The organism is Paenibacillus sp. J22FR21, from assembly GCF_056269135.1.
In genome coordinates this window covers 362,763-377,854 of sequence record NZ_JBWDNJ010000002.1, presented here as the reverse complement: position 1 = coordinate 377,854, position 15,092 = coordinate 362,763, and the positions used below count along the sequence as shown (strand labels likewise).

The 15,092-nt window shown below is 49.7% G+C and carries 16 protein-coding genes and 1 tRNA gene; 6 read left to right on the top strand and 11 right to left on the bottom strand.

Going from position 1 to position 15,092, the window contains the following annotated elements:
* Positions 1 to 18 precede the first annotated feature (18 nt).
* The 3 genes from AC0YNS_RS07500 to AC0YNS_RS07490 form a co-directional block, all read right to left on the bottom strand.
* Positions 19 to 912 carry a cation diffusion facilitator family transporter gene (locus tag AC0YNS_RS07500; RefSeq protein ID WP_475780390.1) on the bottom strand — a complete coding sequence of 298 codons (894 nt, stop codon included), beginning with the start codon at positions 910 to 912 and terminating at the stop codon, positions 19 to 21.
* 139 nt (positions 913 to 1,051) lie between these two features.
* Positions 1,052 to 1,903 carry a phytanoyl-CoA dioxygenase family protein gene (locus AC0YNS_RS07495; protein ID WP_475780389.1) on the bottom strand — a complete coding sequence of 284 codons (852 nt, stop codon included), beginning with the start codon at positions 1,901 to 1,903 and terminating at the stop codon, positions 1,052 to 1,054.
* A gap of 146 nt (positions 1,904 to 2,049) precedes the next feature.
* Positions 2,050 to 3,330, bottom strand: a complete 1,281-nt coding sequence (locus tag AC0YNS_RS07490; RefSeq protein WP_475780388.1) for an adenylosuccinate synthase — start codon at positions 3,328 to 3,330, stop codon at positions 2,050 to 2,052.
* Positions 3,331 to 3,436: 106 nt separating this feature from the next.
* Here AC0YNS_RS07490 and AC0YNS_RS07485 point away from each other — a divergent pair, with 106 nt between their 5' ends.
* Positions 3,437 to 4,327: a LysR family transcriptional regulator gene (locus AC0YNS_RS07485; protein WP_475780387.1), complete on the top strand. Its 891-nt coding sequence runs from the start codon at positions 3,437 to 3,439 to the stop codon at positions 4,325 to 4,327.
* Between the two features lie 42 nt (positions 4,328 to 4,369).
* Here AC0YNS_RS07485 and AC0YNS_RS07480 read toward each other — a convergent pair whose 3' ends face one another.
* Positions 4,370 to 4,795 (bottom strand): DUF1284 domain-containing protein, encoded by a 426-nt coding sequence (locus AC0YNS_RS07480; protein WP_475780386.1) that lies wholly within the window; start codon positions 4,793 to 4,795, stop codon positions 4,370 to 4,372.
* 21 nt (positions 4,796 to 4,816) lie between these two features.
* Complete coding sequence (locus tag AC0YNS_RS07475; protein WP_475780385.1) at positions 4,817 to 5,557, bottom strand: GNAT family N-acetyltransferase; 741 nt, start codon at positions 5,555 to 5,557, stop codon at positions 4,817 to 4,819.
* Positions 5,558 to 5,697: 140 nt separating this feature from the next.
* Between AC0YNS_RS07475 and AC0YNS_RS07470 the strand changes: the two genes are divergently transcribed.
* The 4 genes from AC0YNS_RS07470 to AC0YNS_RS07455 all read left to right on the top strand — a co-directional run bounded on the left by AC0YNS_RS07470 (position 5,698) and on the right by AC0YNS_RS07455 (position 10,523).
* Complete coding sequence (locus tag AC0YNS_RS07470; RefSeq protein WP_475780384.1) at positions 5,698 to 6,480, top strand: hypothetical protein; 783 nt, start codon at positions 5,698 to 5,700, stop codon at positions 6,478 to 6,480.
* Between the two features lie 206 nt (positions 6,481 to 6,686).
* Positions 6,687 to 8,525 (top strand): DEAD/DEAH box helicase, encoded by a 1,839-nt coding sequence (locus AC0YNS_RS07465; protein ID WP_475780383.1) that lies wholly within the window; start codon positions 6,687 to 6,689, stop codon positions 8,523 to 8,525.
* Positions 8,522 to 9,460, top strand: coding sequence for a YqhG family protein (locus AC0YNS_RS07460; RefSeq protein WP_475780382.1), 939 nt, complete (start codon positions 8,522 to 8,524; stop codon positions 9,458 to 9,460). Before AC0YNS_RS07465 ends, AC0YNS_RS07460 begins: the two co-directional genes overlap by 4 nt.
* Before the next feature lie 142 nt (positions 9,461 to 9,602).
* On the top strand, positions 9,603 to 10,523 hold the full coding sequence (locus tag AC0YNS_RS07455) for a hypothetical protein (protein WP_475780381.1): 921 nt from the start codon (positions 9,603 to 9,605) through the stop codon (positions 10,521 to 10,523).
* Between the two features lie 7 nt (positions 10,524 to 10,530).
* On the opposite strand, the gene AC0YNS_RS07450 is transcribed toward AC0YNS_RS07455, so the two are convergent.
* Entirely contained in the window at positions 10,531 to 10,731 is a 201-nt protein-coding gene (locus tag AC0YNS_RS07450; protein WP_475780380.1) for a YqzE family protein, read from the bottom strand.
* A gap of 134 nt (positions 10,732 to 10,865) precedes the next feature.
* On the opposite strand from AC0YNS_RS07450, the gene AC0YNS_RS07445 reads away from it, so the two are divergent.
* Positions 10,866 to 11,630, top strand: coding sequence for an N-acetylmuramoyl-L-alanine amidase family protein (locus AC0YNS_RS07445; protein ID WP_475780379.1), 765 nt, complete (start codon positions 10,866 to 10,868; stop codon positions 11,628 to 11,630).
* Here AC0YNS_RS07445 and AC0YNS_RS07440 read toward each other — a convergent pair.
* From AC0YNS_RS07440 to AC0YNS_RS07420, 5 genes are all read right to left on the bottom strand, one after another.
* Positions 11,598 to 12,419: a divergent polysaccharide deacetylase family protein gene (locus AC0YNS_RS07440; RefSeq protein ID WP_475780378.1), complete on the bottom strand. Its 822-nt coding sequence runs from the start codon at positions 12,417 to 12,419 to the stop codon at positions 11,598 to 11,600. The two genes, AC0YNS_RS07445 and AC0YNS_RS07440, sit on opposite strands and share 33 nt — an antisense overlap.
* Positions 12,420 to 12,555: 136 nt before the next feature.
* Positions 12,556 to 12,969, bottom strand: coding sequence for an exosporium protein C (locus tag AC0YNS_RS07435; protein WP_475780377.1), 414 nt, complete (start codon positions 12,967 to 12,969; stop codon positions 12,556 to 12,558).
* Positions 12,970 to 13,079: 110 nt separating this feature from the next.
* Positions 13,080 to 13,655, bottom strand: coding sequence for a P-loop nucleotide/nucleoside kinase family protein (locus AC0YNS_RS07430; RefSeq protein ID WP_475780376.1), 576 nt, complete (start codon positions 13,653 to 13,655; stop codon positions 13,080 to 13,082).
* A 194-nt stretch (positions 13,656 to 13,849) separates the two neighbouring features.
* Positions 13,850 to 13,936, bottom strand: a tRNA-Leu gene (locus tag AC0YNS_RS07425).
* 94 nt (positions 13,937 to 14,030) lie between these two features.
* Complete coding sequence (locus tag AC0YNS_RS07420) at positions 14,031 to 15,089, bottom strand: glycoside hydrolase family 18 protein (protein WP_475780375.1); 1,059 nt, start codon at positions 15,087 to 15,089, stop codon at positions 14,031 to 14,033.
* Positions 15,090 to 15,092 lie beyond the last annotated feature (3 nt).

The window sequence follows — 15,092 nt, the reverse complement described above, 5'->3', positions numbered from 1 at the left end:
CGTCCAGACCGAATCAAGCTAATGGTGATCATCCTCATACCATGGATTTAAATGAACGAGCACTTCATCTACTTCCGGATGGGCGTCCATCAATTTCTTCTTGATGGTTCTAATAATATCATGTCCTTCTTGTATGGAAAGCGTTCCGAGGACCGCGACCCTAGCATCCACTAGCACGTAATGACCATGCTCTCTTGCACGCAATCGATCAATCCGTTTCACTTCAGGAACTTCGCGCAAATGCTCCGTTATATCCTCGATTTTCTCCGGACTTAGACTCTTGTCCATCAGGACATCAGCCGTCTCTCGCGCCATATCGATACCCAGCTTCAATACGAGGAGGGATACGATCACCCCTGCCGCGGGATCACCGTAGCTGAGCCAGCTAATGTCCATCCTCTCTCCCAACCAGCCAAGACCAATCCCAACCGTTGCTGCCAATGAAGCATAGACATCGGCCAAATGGTCGTATGCGGTAGCGAGCATGGCTTTACTCTTCGATTCCTTCCCGATGCGCATCGTGTACATATATAGAAATTGCTTGGCGATCAAGGAAACGATTGCGGCTGCAAGTGCGATGAGATGCGCTTCTGTCGGCGGCTCGAAGAACGTGAGTACGGCATGATAACCCATATATAAAGCGGCGGCAATGAGGATAAAAGCAACAATTCCCGCTCCAAGCACCTCGGCCTTGCCATGTCCGTAGGGATGATCCTCATCCGGCGGTTTGCCCGAGACGCGCATAGAGCTGTACGCCGTAGCCGTTGCGATAACGTCGCCGGCATTGTGAATACCGTCTGCAATGAGAACTTGACTCTGAAACAATATACCGACGATTAGCTTAATACCAGTCAGAAGCACATTGCTGATCAGAGAGATCCACATCGCGACGATGGATGCTTTGCTTTCCATGTGTCCCTCTTCATTCCCCTCTTCTGCCATCGATCATAATAATGGAGATATTACACTTTATGACATTCAAACGCAAGGTACGGAAGCACAAAACAGGCTCTTCCGAGGAAGTCGGAAAAGCCTGTTTTGCTTGAAGCGATTATGGCTGGGTTGCGGCTGCTTTCGCTTGTCTGGCGAGCTCAGGCAAATGTGCTTGATTCTCTTGAATTTGGCGCAGATGGCGCAACCGCTCGCTGCTTGCACCACGCAGCACGGCTTCGCCATGGAGCTCTTCCACCCAATAAGGGGCGAATGTGCTCACATACTCATGCAGCTCAGCCATATGCTCTTCCGTATAATGTCTGGAGAAATTAATCAATAGCACACGCCGATTATTCCCGCCGCCAAAAGCAGCATGTTTCATATAGTTATTGAAGACCAGCAAGTCCCCGGGTCTAATCTCGAGCGGCACAGCCGGCAGGTCTGCGCGATCAACGCCCCACTGTCCCTGCATATCCGCCTTATGAATGTGCTCTTTAAGAAGTTCGGTAAACTGATCACCGATATAATGGCTGCCCGGAATGACGCGCAGCGCACCTGTTTCTTTGGTAACCGGATCTAAGTAGAAGGATACATTGAGGCTCTTGAGATTACCAGGCCAACGCTTATCCATCGAAGTATCGGAGTGCCAGCCCGTGTCCCCGACATATTTGTTACCCGCACTCGTCAGATAGTTGTAGTCGTCACCAAGCAGCGTGGAACAAATCATGTGTACGCGCGGATCATCAAGCAGCGAAGCCAGCTTCTCGCTGTGGCCCAGAAAAGCGACGATCGTGGATGTTTTCTTGAAATTATGCGGCTTGCCGTTGAAGTTTCCCCCGTGTTTCGTAAATACGGCATCAAACTCTTCCGTAATCTCCATGATACGATCCTGCATTAACCCCCGAAATACCAAATACCCGAACGTGTCGAAGAACGCTTTCTGCTGGCTCGATACAGTGAATTCCTGCATAACAGCTACACACACTCCCGCCAATAATTTGAGAATCGACTACTCGCATATGGTTCATTGTCTATCCTCAACCTATTTCGACTCGTTCAAGAGTATTCCTGCCGCTTGGCTCTGTCGGGCTTATGCCTGCCGAACTAACTGCTGGCTTATCTATGAATCAACTGCTCTCTGCGCGGCCCAACCGAAACGGTCGACACGCGAACACCTATCGATGCTTCTACAAAACGGACATAGGCCTGCGCTTCTTGCGGCAGCTCGTCGAAAGTTCTTGCTTCGGATATCGAACACTTCCAGCCGGGCAGCGATGTCCAGATCGGTTTGGCCTCTTCGAGCTGGGCTGTAACGGGAAACCGTTCGATCTTCTTGCCATCCGCAAGCAGATAACTTGTGCAAATCGGAATTTGATCCAAGTAACCGAGCACATCGAGGTTGGTAAGCGCAACCTCAGTTGCGCCCTGCACCATGCAGCCGTACCTTGTTGCAACGGCGTCGAACCAGCCTACTCGTCTCGGACGGCCGGTCGTCGCACCGAACTCGCCTGCGTCTCCGCCTCGTAACCGCAGCTCATGTGCTTCATCGCCGCTTAGCTCCGCCACGAATGGTCCGGCGCCAACGCAGCTGGAGTAAGCTTTGGTAACGGCAATGACATGCCCAATCGCATAGGGAGGAATACCAGCTCCAACGGCAGCAAAGCCGGATAAGGTAGAAGAGGAAGTTGAGTACGGATAAATGCCATGATCGGGATCACGGAGGGCACCGAGCTGACCTTCGACCAGAATGGACTCGCCTCTCATCCATGCTTCATGCAGCAGACTTGTCGTATCCGCCAAATAAGGGCGAAGCTTCTCCCCATACGCCATGAGCTCCGAGATATAATCATCGGCTTTCACAGGCAATTGCCCATACAAGTGCTGCAGTGTCACGTTCTTCGCTGCGAGCATCTGTTCCAAGCGTCGATAGAGGCGATCCCTATCGAACAGCTCTGCTGCTTGAATACCAAGCTTTGCGTACTTATCCGCATAGAAAGGCGCGATTCCGCGTCTGGTCGAACCAAAGCTCCGCTCGCCAAGTCGATCTTCCTCGAGTCCATCGAATTGGACATGTATCGGCACCACAACCTGCGCCCGCTCCGAAACGACCACTTTCGGCTTCGGCACACCGCGCACTTGCAGCTCTTCGATTTCTCTCATAAGCATATTCACGTCAACAGCGGTACCCGGACCAATCACATTCGTCACGTTTGGATAAAACACCCCGGATGGCAGCATGTGTAGAGCAAACTTCCCATAGCCGTTAATGATCGTATGACCTGCGTTGCTGCCTCCTTGAAATCGAACGACATAGGAAGACTGTGCTGCCAGTACATCCGTCAGCTTTCCTTTGCCTTCATCTCCCCAATTTGCACCTACAATGGCCGTTACCGTCATAGAGCCACGCCTCCTAATTGTTGATCCTTCCTTACAAATTTGATTATAATGGTTGTGAATGTATCAAAATAATTGATATTACTTATATCAGATATTAGGTGAGTTAATGACTATTAATTCGGAGTGGTATCGAAGCTTCTATTGGACAGCCAAGACAGGCAGTCTATCACGCGCGGCGGAGAAGCTGCATATTACGCAGCCTGCAGTCAGCCATATCTTAAAGCAATTGGAAGGCGCACTCGGCGGACAGCTATTCTTCCGCTCTGCTAAAGGCGTAGTATTGACAGCGGAAGGCGAGGTGTTATTTCGTTATATCGAGCAAGCCTTCAGCTTCATAGAATCCGGCGAGAAACGTATCGCCGAGATGCATAACCTGGAAAGCGGAGAAATCCGAATCGGCGCGAGCGATACGCTATGCAAGCATTATCTGATGCCTTTCTTGGAGCAGTTTCATCACCAATTTCCGCAAGTGCGTATCCATGTCACTAATCGGACTACACCGGAAACGATTGATCTGTTAACCGACGGCAAGATCGATTTCGGCATTATTAATCTGCCGGCAAGCAATGCCAAAATCGATATCAAACGGAGTCTTCCTCAGCAGGATTGTTTGGTAGGCAGCAAGAAGTACGCGGATTTAGCGGGTTCGGCTTCTCCGCTTAACGTACATGAGCTTTACCGGTATCCCTTGTTAATGTTAGAGCCCGGAGGCAGCACAAGACGCCGCCTCAGCGAATGGGCGGCTGAACAAGGCATCCAGCTGCACCCCGAACTTGAGCTTGGCAGTATCGATCTTCTATTGCAATTCGCAATCCGAGGGTTCGGGCTTGCCTTCGTTATTCGCAACTATATCGAGCACGAAATTGCTTCCGGTGAGCTGTTCGAGATCCCGCTCCAACCACCGCTGCCCGAGCGTTATATCGGTATCGCTACATTGCGAGGCGTCCCGCTCTCCGCAGCCTCCAATCGGTTTCTATCGATGCTCCCGTTAACATAGAAAAAACCCACCTAACGGTGTAAAAACCGTCTTAGGTGGGTCTTATTGGGTCGGAAGCGGCGGGAGCCACTCCCCTTGTTTAATTATCCGAACTCCTGCTTCGCAGACACCGTAGCTTCGCCACTGGCAGGTGTAACACAACGTATTAATATCTTCTGGGACTACGTTCGACCTTACCCGCTCAATAACGTCAGACCAGAGCAGTTCCATGCCAAAGTCTAACCCGAGCTTTTGCAGAATCCGCTCATCGTGTTTCGCAACGGAAACATTATGGCAATGCGGCTCCACATCGGATGGAAAGCACGCGCATAAGTCATCCGGACCTTTGACAATGGCTACTCGTGAATCAGGCTCATCACGCAGCTTGTTATAGACGACGGTCATATTCGCCGAGAAGTCCGCCGAATACCCCATCCCCCGAAAACCTAATAAACATAATAAATGATGCCCGCGCAATTGAATCGACATTATATCCCACCTTAACAAAACTTACCGCTTCATCACTCGATACCAATAGAGATAACTCTCTTGATAATTCAGTTTCCCGTACAGACGGTTCGCTGACGCATTGCTCTGGACGACTTGCAAATACCCCTTCGCTGCACCTTGCTCTCTCGCGAAGTGGAGCATATGACGGATCAACTGCTCCCCATACCCTCGATTACGCTGTGCTTCCGCGGTTACAATATCATATAAACCGATGTACCCTCGTTCGATTACGCCTAATCCACATGCGACCGGTTCACCGTTTACCTCTAATGTGAAATAACCTTGCTTCTGTTTCGAGCTTGTTATGATTTGAGCAGCGATCCGTATGTTGGTACCTGTTATTCGGTTCATTTCGCACATTGTATGGAGCCACGTCTCGCTGAGCGAGCCTTCCATCTTGATGTCTTGCAGCTCCGGTGCCGGCACGTCGGCTAAACTTTCTATTATCATAACACGGGAGGGGTCCGTAATGGCATACCCGCGCTGCGCTAGAATTTGATCCAGTTCGGGCGGACCGAAAGGCGTTATTTTGAAAATCGTATCCTGACCTGCTTCGTTATACAGCGATTCGCAAGCTGCAATTCGTTCTTCTAATTGATGATTATCGCAGGCGTATAGTGCGCTTACGGAATTGGATCGTTTCGTATACCCATAAGCAAATCGCAGCAGCCATCCGTCATAAACGACCGTCTGTAGGGACGGCCAAGCGTTCAGTGTCAATTCTTCTATCATTTTGTTCATAGGCATGCGGCTCCTCTCCCAAATCAAATTTAGTATAAATATACATATTTATGAGTAATTATTCAACTCTTCTTTACTTCATCCTAAGCTGAAAAAATGTTAAAATGAGACAAGCATTTACTAAGAAAGGCGGAGAAGAGATGGCACAACTGATCGCACCTCTTACATACACACCCTTCGAGAATGAAGAAGAGCAAATACAGAAGTTGAAAGAATGGGGCCTGCTCTCCGAGAAAGCCTCCAAATCGAAAACATTTATCTACAAAAATAACGCCGTTCATACCGTCTGCTCCATTGTTGGTTATGTCGATAAAATGACAGCAGTCCTTGAGCTGGGCGACAAGCAGCACTGCATTCATCCTTCCTACTTGAAGGAAATGCAAACGGCAAGCTTCGGACAAAGACAAGCGACAGCAACTGAAGATGAAGGCAGCGATACGGAAGATGCTTCTGCTGCAGTTATCGCTCCAACTGTTGAAGCGGAGTCGGAACAACCAATAGAGTCGGCTACGGCTACGGTGGCTGCTGCTTCGGCCATCGAAGAGGCGCCAGCCGAATCGACAGCAGCGAAGTCCGAGGAGAAACCCGCTGCCAAGAAAGCGAAGAAAGAGAAAGCGCCGAAGCTGGAGCTTCCGGAGGAGAAGGTGAAGATGAGAGCAACGGTTAAAGAGTTTACGACCGTTCCGAACAATTTCTCCGATACGGATGACGAGGTAGTCATCTACGAGGAAGTGTCGATTGAAGAGCCGACCCTAGAATTAGGCGCAGCCTGGTCCAGCCATAGCAATACGCTGAAGAAACTAGAGCTTGCTGTTGGCGATACGATTACGTTCGAATGCAAGATCGTCGCCAAGAAATTAACGAAACATCCCGTTGCCTACAAGATTAACAATCCCGGCAAAATCACGAAAGAAGAATCCTAGTCGACGATTCTGATTTGCAGCTCGCAGAGAGAAGCCATGTTACATGGCTTCTCTTTTTTATGTTTTCCAGAAATTTCGACCTTTTTCAAGCTTTATCTTATGAAATCGCTGCTGCAAGGAAATACTACTACCTACGAAGGATAACCATTTGCATGCCCGTCAGTCGATGCATTCCGATCGGCCAGAGAAAGGAGCTCCTCCAACCTATGCAATCGAACTATGATCCCGTAAACGGAGAAAATCTTTCAGGCCCCGCTTCAAGCCCGGGCTCAGCTTCTGCCGTGAAACGCAAGCTGCACCCGAGCGTAGATTTGCAATTCGATCGCACATGGCTTCATCAATTGCAAGAACGCGTCGACCGTAACGGTCCTTGGGACGAGTGGACGATGTACCAATTGGCTATTGAAGCCGAACAGTCGAAGCTGGTTGAGAGCTTCGATGATTTGCAATGCTTGCGCAGCCTCCCTTCCTTCGAGCCGATGCCGCATCAAATCAGCACGGCTCGAAAAGTACTGCATGAGATGAGCGGCCGTGCGATTCTCGCCGATGAGGTCGGACTCGGCAAAACCATCGAAGCCGGCTTAGTGCTGAAAGAATATATGGTGCGCGGGCTTGTAAAGCGCGCTCTTGTGCTCGTTCCGGCTTCCCTCGTCCTGCAATGGGTGCGTGAGTTGAACAGTAAATTCGGTATCTCTGCCGTGGCGCAGAAGAAGGACCATTCATGGGCCTATGATGTTGTCGTAGCTTCCATGGATACGGCGAAGCGAGAGCCCCATCGCGAGAAGCTGCTCGGTCAAGACTACGATATCCTCATCATCGACGAAGCGCATAAGCTGAAGAACAAGAAAACAACCAACTATCAATTCGTGAATTTGCTGCGCAAGAAGTACTGCCTCTTGCTTACGGCTACTCCTGTCCAGAACGATTTGGACGAGTTATATAACTTAATTACGCTGCTCAAGCCGGGACAACTAGGCGGCCAGAGTGAATTTGCCGCTAATTTCGTCGTGGACAAGCGGCTGCCGAAGAACGAGGAACAGCTGCATGAAGCGTTATCCTCGGTCATGATTCGGAATCGTCGCGGAGACGGCGGCATTCAATTCACCAAACGAATCGTGAAGAATATCCCGCTTTCGCTCTCCACAGAAGAACAGGCTCTATATGATGCCGTCACCAAATTTGTGCGTGATCGGGTCGATGAGAGCCAAGGCGATTGGTCAAGCCTCCTCTCTCTCGTCACGCTCCAAAGAGAAGTTTGCAGCAGTCGCGATGCCGTGTTCCTCACGCTGGTCAACATGTTCAAGAAGACGGCAGAAGACTCTCCGCTGCGAGCGAAAATTTGGGAACTGGTCGAGGTTATCCGCGGCATCACCGCCAATACCAAAGCGGAGAAAACGATGGAGCTCGTTCGCGAGATGAACGATAAAGTAATCATTTTCACGGAGTATCGGGCAACGCAGGAATATCTGCTGCAATATTTCCGCTCCAATAATATGGTTGCTGTCCCCTATCGAGGCGGGATGAACCGCGGTAAGAAGGATTGGATGATGGACCTGTTCCGCGGACGCGCGCAGGTGCTGATTGCAACAGAGGCCGGCGGGGAAGGGATCAACCTGCAGTTCTGTCATCACATGATCAATTTCGATTTGCCTTGGAATCCGATGCGGGTCGAACAACGGATCGGACGAGTCCATCGTCTCGGGCAAACAAGCGACGTGCGCATCTATAACCTCTGTACGATCGGCACCATTGAAGAGCATATCGTCAGTCTGCTGCATGAGAAAATCAATCTGTTCGAGCTTGTAATCGGGGAGCTTGATCATATTCTGGAGCGTTTCGAGAAGAGCGAAACGCTTGAACAGCGCCTTGCCCGATTAATGCTGGAGTCTGGCGGCAATCAAGATCAGCTGCGCATGCAAATCGACGAGCTTGGTAATTCACTCAGCCGCATTCGCGACGAGGTTGAATTAGAGGAGCCTATGGAAATGGGCGCAATCAATGCAGTCATGAACGCCGTTGGGCAGACAATTGAGGTGAGACCATGAATGAACGTCAAATTCACAAGTTTGTTCAGCGTTATTTAGAGACGACGGGCTGTCAGATTAACGAGAAATCACCTGCCCATTTTCAGGTGAAGCTTTCACCGAGGGCCGACCGTGACCTGACGAATCGGCCTTACTATTGGAGCTTCGTCGACCGTACAGGTGCCGATCCGGAAACGATGTCCATGCTGCTCGTAACCGATAAGCAGAAGTATGAGCAGGCGCAGGCAGCAGCACCGCCTCCCCCAGCCCCGAACGCTGCGAATGCGGCGGCAGATGCGGCATTAAGTCGCTCTTTCGGCCATATTCACGGCACGCTCAATACGAATGTTCGCGTTCCGCGCGAGGATTTGTATTATGGCTCCCGCCGATTGAATCAGCTCTTCGAGTCAGCTCGCAGCGGCGGCAGCTACCTATGTTTGTTCCAAGAACCGGAGAAACGAAGCGCCCACCCTCTACACTCCACTGCTTACAGCGCTTGGCTTGGGGTTAATATGAAAGTAGAGTTCGCCTGCGATATGAAGCGCGAAGAAATCCATTCCTTCGGCGTGTCGCTGGCAACGGGACAATGTATCGAGCAATTTCATGATCGGCTGATGACTCATCGTATGACCCCGAAGCTGCCGCCTAATGTGCATACCGCCAAAAACGCGCTATCCCTTAATAAAGCAGCTACCATCGCAGAACAAACACTGGAACGCAAGCTTCGCACCTATGACTACTCGTGGGCCCAGGCAGCAGCTGAACGTTTGGCAGATGAGTTAGCGACGATCAATCATTATTATGAGCCCCTTCTGGCTTCCGCGGAAGAAGAGAATAAGCAGCTAATCAGCGAACAGTTCGAACGCAGACAAGAAGAAATCCGCTGGCAATATGAGCCTCGCGTCACGGCTTCTGCCATTAACTGCGGGATTTTCTATCTCCAGGGCATTGGTTAACAAGATCTCTCTTTATCCGGCAAAAATAGAACATAGCTTGTCCCAATCTCCTGACATGTTCCTACATCCTTTTCAACTGAAGGTAAGGTACAATGACGGTGAATCGGCTTTCCCATTCTACAGGAAGCAGCAGGTGATGCAGATGATGCGAAAATGGATATCGATTTTTGCCATAGCAGCCGCTTTCCTCTTGACAAGCACACAGGTCTCAGTAGCAGCTTTATCGTTCAAAATAGCTCCCAGCGAGCAGCATGCATCCAAGCTCGAGCAGCAAGTTCAAGCTTGGGTGGACGCACTGTCGGATCAGCCCCAATTTCAATCCTGGAAGCGCGCTACCGCTGCAATCGTCCCCCTTGGACCAGGTACTCATGGTTGGTTAGTTACATTTCGGCTGGATCGTCTGCCCGTTGGTTATATGATTGTTCATGCAACTGCGGAAGGCGGGTTTGTGCTCGGCGAATACGGCGCCGGCATGCATCCGGCTTTTGACCCCAATACGTTGTACAGCTCCATGGTGCGACAAGGCTTGTTCACCACCTTCGCTGAAGCCATAAAAAAACCGCTCCATTTGGAACGGCTCTACGTATCGCCTGTACTTGCAGTTTGGAAGTATGTGGCGGCCAATCAGGAAACGTATTATCTGGATGCGTGGACGGGAGAGGCTTTACCGATTACCGATCAACTATGGCAAGAACAAACGAAGGCGCTGGTCGCGAATGCGGACAAGCCTGCATTAAGCATGGCGAAGACGACGACTGCAGTTCAGCTAAAGAAACTGTATGCCGCTACAGCCAATCAAGTGTTCGATCCTTATGAGCGATTGCCATGGCTGACCAAATCTCCTTTGTCCCAGGAGCAAATCAAGCATCTGCCTGACTTGCTCGACAAGCGGAATCAAATTCGATTTACCGCAGAGTTGTTCCGCGAAACGGTATTGTTCGTTTATCCGGCAATCGGGTACCATAACTGGGATAATCACAGCCTGTTTGTCGCTTTTGATTCCGCGGGTACCCGATATATCCCGATTGACCTGCTAAACCAAGAAGGCCATTTCTTCGATTAATGGGTCATTAACCTTCTTCTCGAGGCTTAGAACGGATGAGCTGCATGACACCAAGTCCGCCCATACCAAACCAGCGTGTCAGCCAAGGCTCTCTTGTAGCTTTGGCTATTTTGCGCTTTTCCTTCCGAGCTTCCTGCGGCGTATCAATGATCTCAATCATTTTGCCAGTCATGAATTTAATGTATTCTTCGGGTTTCTCGACAGCCATGTCCTTCATCTCCTTCGATTCCTTCTAGTGTACCTACAGTGTCCCCGTTAATCATTTACTTCAAACATGAATGAGTTTCCTTGGTCTGTGCCACGCTAACGATAGCCATTATGGAATTGGAGGTTGGGTACAGCATGCTGGAGTACCGTTCTGGACGACGGGTATGGACTCGATTGTTCCTGATGTTCTGTTCTGTTGTCCTTTGCTCGTTTACATTAAGTTCGACGAATCAACTGGCAGCAGCTTATCCGCTGGATGCGCCTGCGGCTGATGCTCATCTGCAAGCAGAAGCACCGCCAAGTTATCAACGTGCGCTTCCTTCTGCGGAAGTCCTAATCGATGTTGGTCACGGTGGAATCGACGGCGGTGCGCACCATGAAGATATTCTGGAGAAGGATATTAACTTAGCGGTAGCCAAGAAGCTGTACTTGCTCCTAAGCGCTAACGGCATCCGCGCCATCCTTAATCGCGATGCCGACTACGCACTAAGCGACGATAACCGCTGGAATCCTTCCGGTTCTCGGCATCGGCGGGACTTGTCTCAGCGCAGCCAGCTCACCAAAGAAATCCAGACGAAGATTCTCGTCAGCATCCATGTCAATTGGGCACCGGACAGAACGGAGCACGGACCGCTCGTCCTCCATCAAAACGAGGGAGAAAGTGCGCTGCTTGCATTCTGCATCCAGGATGCACTGAATCGCAAGCACAATACGCACCAACTCCCCCGTGTAGGCTCGCCGTTTTATTTGCTGAATGTCGTGAAGCAGCCTGCCGTTATCGTGGAAATGGGATTTCTAAGCCACGAAGGCGACAGGACCATGCTGCTCGATCCCCGCAAGCAGCTTCAACTGGCTGAGGCGATTTCATCAGGAGTGCGGAATTATATCCTTCTCCGCTGAAGGCACCACCATCTCGGATAGCTTCACGAAGCTGGTCGTTGACTGCAGCCGCGGAATTGCGTCTTTCAGCACCGCGGCCGTCAGTTTACCCGGTGGTCCGACATGTCCGATAATGACGCAGCTGTCATTGGTCTCCAGGTACTTGCGAAGCACGCCGACTTGCTTAGAGATATGATTCGTTGTATACACATCGTCTAAGAAAACTTGATTGGATAACAGCGGGACGCCGAGCTCTGCCGTCACCTTTGGGAGCACCGTCTTGTACGTTGTTCTGCTGTCCAAGAAGAACATCCCGTGCTTCTTTACGACTGACAGCACTGCTCGCATGACGCGCTCATCCGCCGTTACTTTAGAGCCCATATGATTGTTCATGCCCACTGCATGCGGGACGGCGGCAATGGCTTCCTCCACTCGTTTGCTAATTTCAGCATCGCTCATGCTTGTTGTAATAGCGCCAGGTCCCAGCCATTCCGGCTTGCCGCGAACCGGCTCCATCGGCATATGAACGATAACATCGTCACCTCTCTTGAAAGCGAACTCTGCGTCCTGTTTCGTTGTTGGCATGAACGGCATAACAGCTACGGTAAAATGTACGGGAAGCTCCATCATCTCCGGAGTGCCCGTCATGCCGTTGCCAAAATCATCGATGACAATCGCTACCTGACGATGGCCCTTTAATTCTACTTGCTTCTCGTTTACGGGAGCGGCTGTTGCTGCACCGGTAATTGGAGTGAGCAATACAGCGGCGGCTATGATGATACTACCCGCCAGCCCAGTTTTAACATGCATCTCTTTTAAGTTCTCCTTTGTCCATAAGGTAATGTCCATACATACATTCATTGTTTGTAAATGATGGGAAATATATGTAATCCAAACAAGAAAGACGAGGTTGACCTCGTCCTTCAAGCATACTCAACTTATTTTCTTAAACCGCATAGACGGTTGCGCTGAGATTGATTGGGCCAATGACAGCAGCTTGGCCGCCCGCGTTAAGCTTTTCCACATAAAGCGAATAGCCATGCGCGCCGGTTGGCACATTGATGTCGATGACTTGAAACGATACCACGCCATAATGCTCGAATCCTGCCTCAAAGCCTTGCAAGGCATAGAAGATTTCTTGCGTGCCGCGGAAAACGCGGAACAAGACATCTACAACACTAAAAGTGCCGGATGCACCGATTGTAGCAATCAGCTCAACGCGATTGTTATGGTGTTCATGCGGGATAAAGATACCCAGCTCAGCCAATATGGTTTTGGCAGGTGTTTGCGGAACCGGAATATGCACTTGATTCGTAACGACTGCCGGTACACTTACGTTATAATCAATGATTTTCGCCATGAATAATCAACTCCTTTCCTAAGAGATACACTATTCTATGAAAATAAAAATGCTTTGGTGTGGACGAGTTGTGTGTGTTTCATGATTCGAATATAAAAAAACTGCCGGGTTCATTGGGAACCGGCAGTTATAGATTGTATTTGAGACTCTATATAGTCGTAAACTTTGACGATTTCATTCTCGTAGTTTTCGTTAATTTCAAAGTAGGCAGCACCGCTGTCCTGACATAGCTCTCTAAACGCGTCTTGCTCGTTTATGTAGTCAACAATGAACTCTTCTTCTGCGGGTTCTCCTCGTTCTTCAATTACATTTTGGTGCCAAAAAATTTGAGATACAAAGCTAGCTTCAATATACGCTCGCGAGAAACCAAGAAATACTGAGACGATTTTCTCCGCATATTCTTCTTCGAAGTCATTGGTATACTCAGGTAAGATATAACATCCCTCAATGATAAGGTTCTGCTCGTTCTCAATATTCGTCATTATGATCCCTTTGAGGATCGGCCATAATTTCTCACCGATATGTTCCGTGCTATCAAGAGGCGTAAATCCGCACTCCGGATTCGCTCTATACAACCCCATCTTCAGATGGTCTATGGACAGATACGGAATGTGATAGTTCTCCAGCAAGGTTTGAGCCATTAATGTCTTACCGGTGCGGCTGCTGCCACTGATTAGAATAACCAATGCATCATTCTCCTTGGCTTGCATGATAAAATCAGCATGTCATTAAAGAAGTGAGGTGAGTTAAATGAAGGTTTGCGGACGCACTTCAGAAGCCATTAAAAAATGCCCCCGACATAAAGTCAGAATAGCCAGGTGATTGGGGCTAATAAAAAATAAACCCTTCGATCTTCATCGAAGGGTTATCGTTGTAAGGTTGGTGCGGTCGAGAGGACTCGAACCTCCACGGCTGTTACACCACTAGAACCTGAATCTAGCGCGTCTGCCAATTCCGCCACGACCGCATCTGGCAGTTCCTGATTCAATCTATCGTTTGAAGCAGTAAAAACACTTTACCACGAATAGAATAGCAGTGTCAAACATGATTATGCTGCGCGATTATTTTGCCGCTACACAATTGTTTCCCAATCCTTTGTCGATCGCATCCAACAACCGGAACGTCGTATCGCAGCAGTACTCCCAGAACATGACCCCGCGAAGTCCTTCATTCTTAACAAATTGGCATTTGTGATGAAGCGATTCTTCATCCTCGTAGGAAATAAATTGATTGCCATTGTATAGGAATGGAGCTTTCGCTTCATCATCCCAGTGGCGTGTGTACCCATTCTTCTCAATATAGTCGTTAGCCAAACGGGTGAAATCCGGTCCGTAACCGCCAGCTCCTGCGGTCATTTGCAGAAAACCGTTATTGATGTTCGGCACGTCCTTCCACATCCGCGAGTAGAATGCGGCGCCGATGACGATCTTCTCCCGAGGTACACCGGCTGCAACGAACAAGCGAACTGAAGCCTCCACGCTAATGCGGAACAAATCACCTGTCGATGCAAACAAATTCGTATGGTGGCCGGTCAATGTCTGGAACCCGCCGCGCATGTCGTAGGTCATTAATTGCACATAGTCCAAGTAGCGCTGAACTTGGTCCATCTCGGTTCCGTCAACGTAGTATTGATCAGCTCCTGCCGCGATGGTCAGCATATAATGCCTGTTGTTTCGTGCACCTAATTGATCCAGCGCTTCTCTAAGCTCTTTCAAGAGCAGCGTGAAGTTGGTTTTGTCAGCCGGGCTCGAGGCGATCCCCGCTACGCCGTAACAGGGGTATTCCCAATCCAAATCAATGCCATCGATCGCGTAGTTCTCCAGAATGGCTACAGCAGTATCTGCCATCCGCTTCCTACCCGCTGGCGTAGAGGCTGCTTCGGAGAACCCGCCTGCACTCCATCCACCAACGGACAGCAAAATCTTCAAATCAGAATTATAGGACTTAATCGTTGGCAAACTGGCCAAATGCTTCAGATGACCGATGGAGATTTCATCGTTGACAACATGAGCGAAAGCGATGTTGATATGAGTTAGCTTTAATGCATTTTCTCGGGATAGTTTGGGAAGCCATGAATCGCCGACATAGCCTACTGAATAGTAGTTAGAAGTTGCTGTCATACG

Coding starts and splice junctions, on each gene's coding strand:
- AC0YNS_RS07490 (WP_475780388.1), bottom strand. CDS start 3,330: ATGACGGTAACGGCCATTGTAGGTGCAAATTGGGGAGATGAAGGCAAA.
- AC0YNS_RS07435 (WP_475780377.1), bottom strand. CDS start 12,969: ATGGCGAAAATCATTGATTATAACGTAAGTGTACCGGCAGTCGTTACG.
- AC0YNS_RS07455 (WP_475780381.1), top strand. CDS start 9,603: ATGATGCGAAAATGGATATCGATTTTTGCCATAGCAGCCGCTTTCCTC.
- AC0YNS_RS07475 (WP_475780385.1), bottom strand. CDS start 5,557: ATGAACAAAATGATAGAAGAATTGACACTGAACGCTTGGCCGTCCCTA.
- AC0YNS_RS07485 (WP_475780387.1), top strand. CDS start 3,437: ATGACTATTAATTCGGAGTGGTATCGAAGCTTCTATTGGACAGCCAAG.
- AC0YNS_RS07460 (WP_475780382.1), top strand. CDS start 8,522: ATGAATGAACGTCAAATTCACAAGTTTGTTCAGCGTTATTTAGAGACG.
- AC0YNS_RS07470 (WP_475780384.1), top strand. CDS start 5,698: ATGGCACAACTGATCGCACCTCTTACATACACACCCTTCGAGAATGAA.
- AC0YNS_RS07450 (WP_475780380.1), bottom strand. CDS start 10,731: ATGGCTGTCGAGAAACCCGAAGAATACATTAAATTCATGACTGGCAAA.
- AC0YNS_RS07440 (WP_475780378.1), bottom strand. CDS start 12,419: ATGCATGTTAAAACTGGGCTGGCGGGTAGTATCATCATAGCCGCCGCT.
- AC0YNS_RS07420 (WP_475780375.1), bottom strand. CDS start 15,089: ATGACAGCAACTTCTAACTACTATTCAGTAGGCTATGTCGGCGATTCA.
- AC0YNS_RS07500 (WP_475780390.1), bottom strand. CDS start 912: ATGGAAAGCAAAGCATCCATCGTCGCGATGTGGATCTCTCTGATCAGC.
- AC0YNS_RS07465 (WP_475780383.1), top strand. CDS start 6,687: ATGCAATCGAACTATGATCCCGTAAACGGAGAAAATCTTTCAGGCCCC.
- AC0YNS_RS07480 (WP_475780386.1), bottom strand. CDS start 4,795: ATGTCGATTCAATTGCGCGGGCATCATTTATTATGTTTATTAGGTTTT.
- AC0YNS_RS07445 (WP_475780379.1), top strand. CDS start 10,866: ATGCTGGAGTACCGTTCTGGACGACGGGTATGGACTCGATTGTTCCTG.
- AC0YNS_RS07495 (WP_475780389.1), bottom strand. CDS start 1,903: ATGCAGGAATTCACTGTATCGAGCCAGCAGAAAGCGTTCTTCGACACG.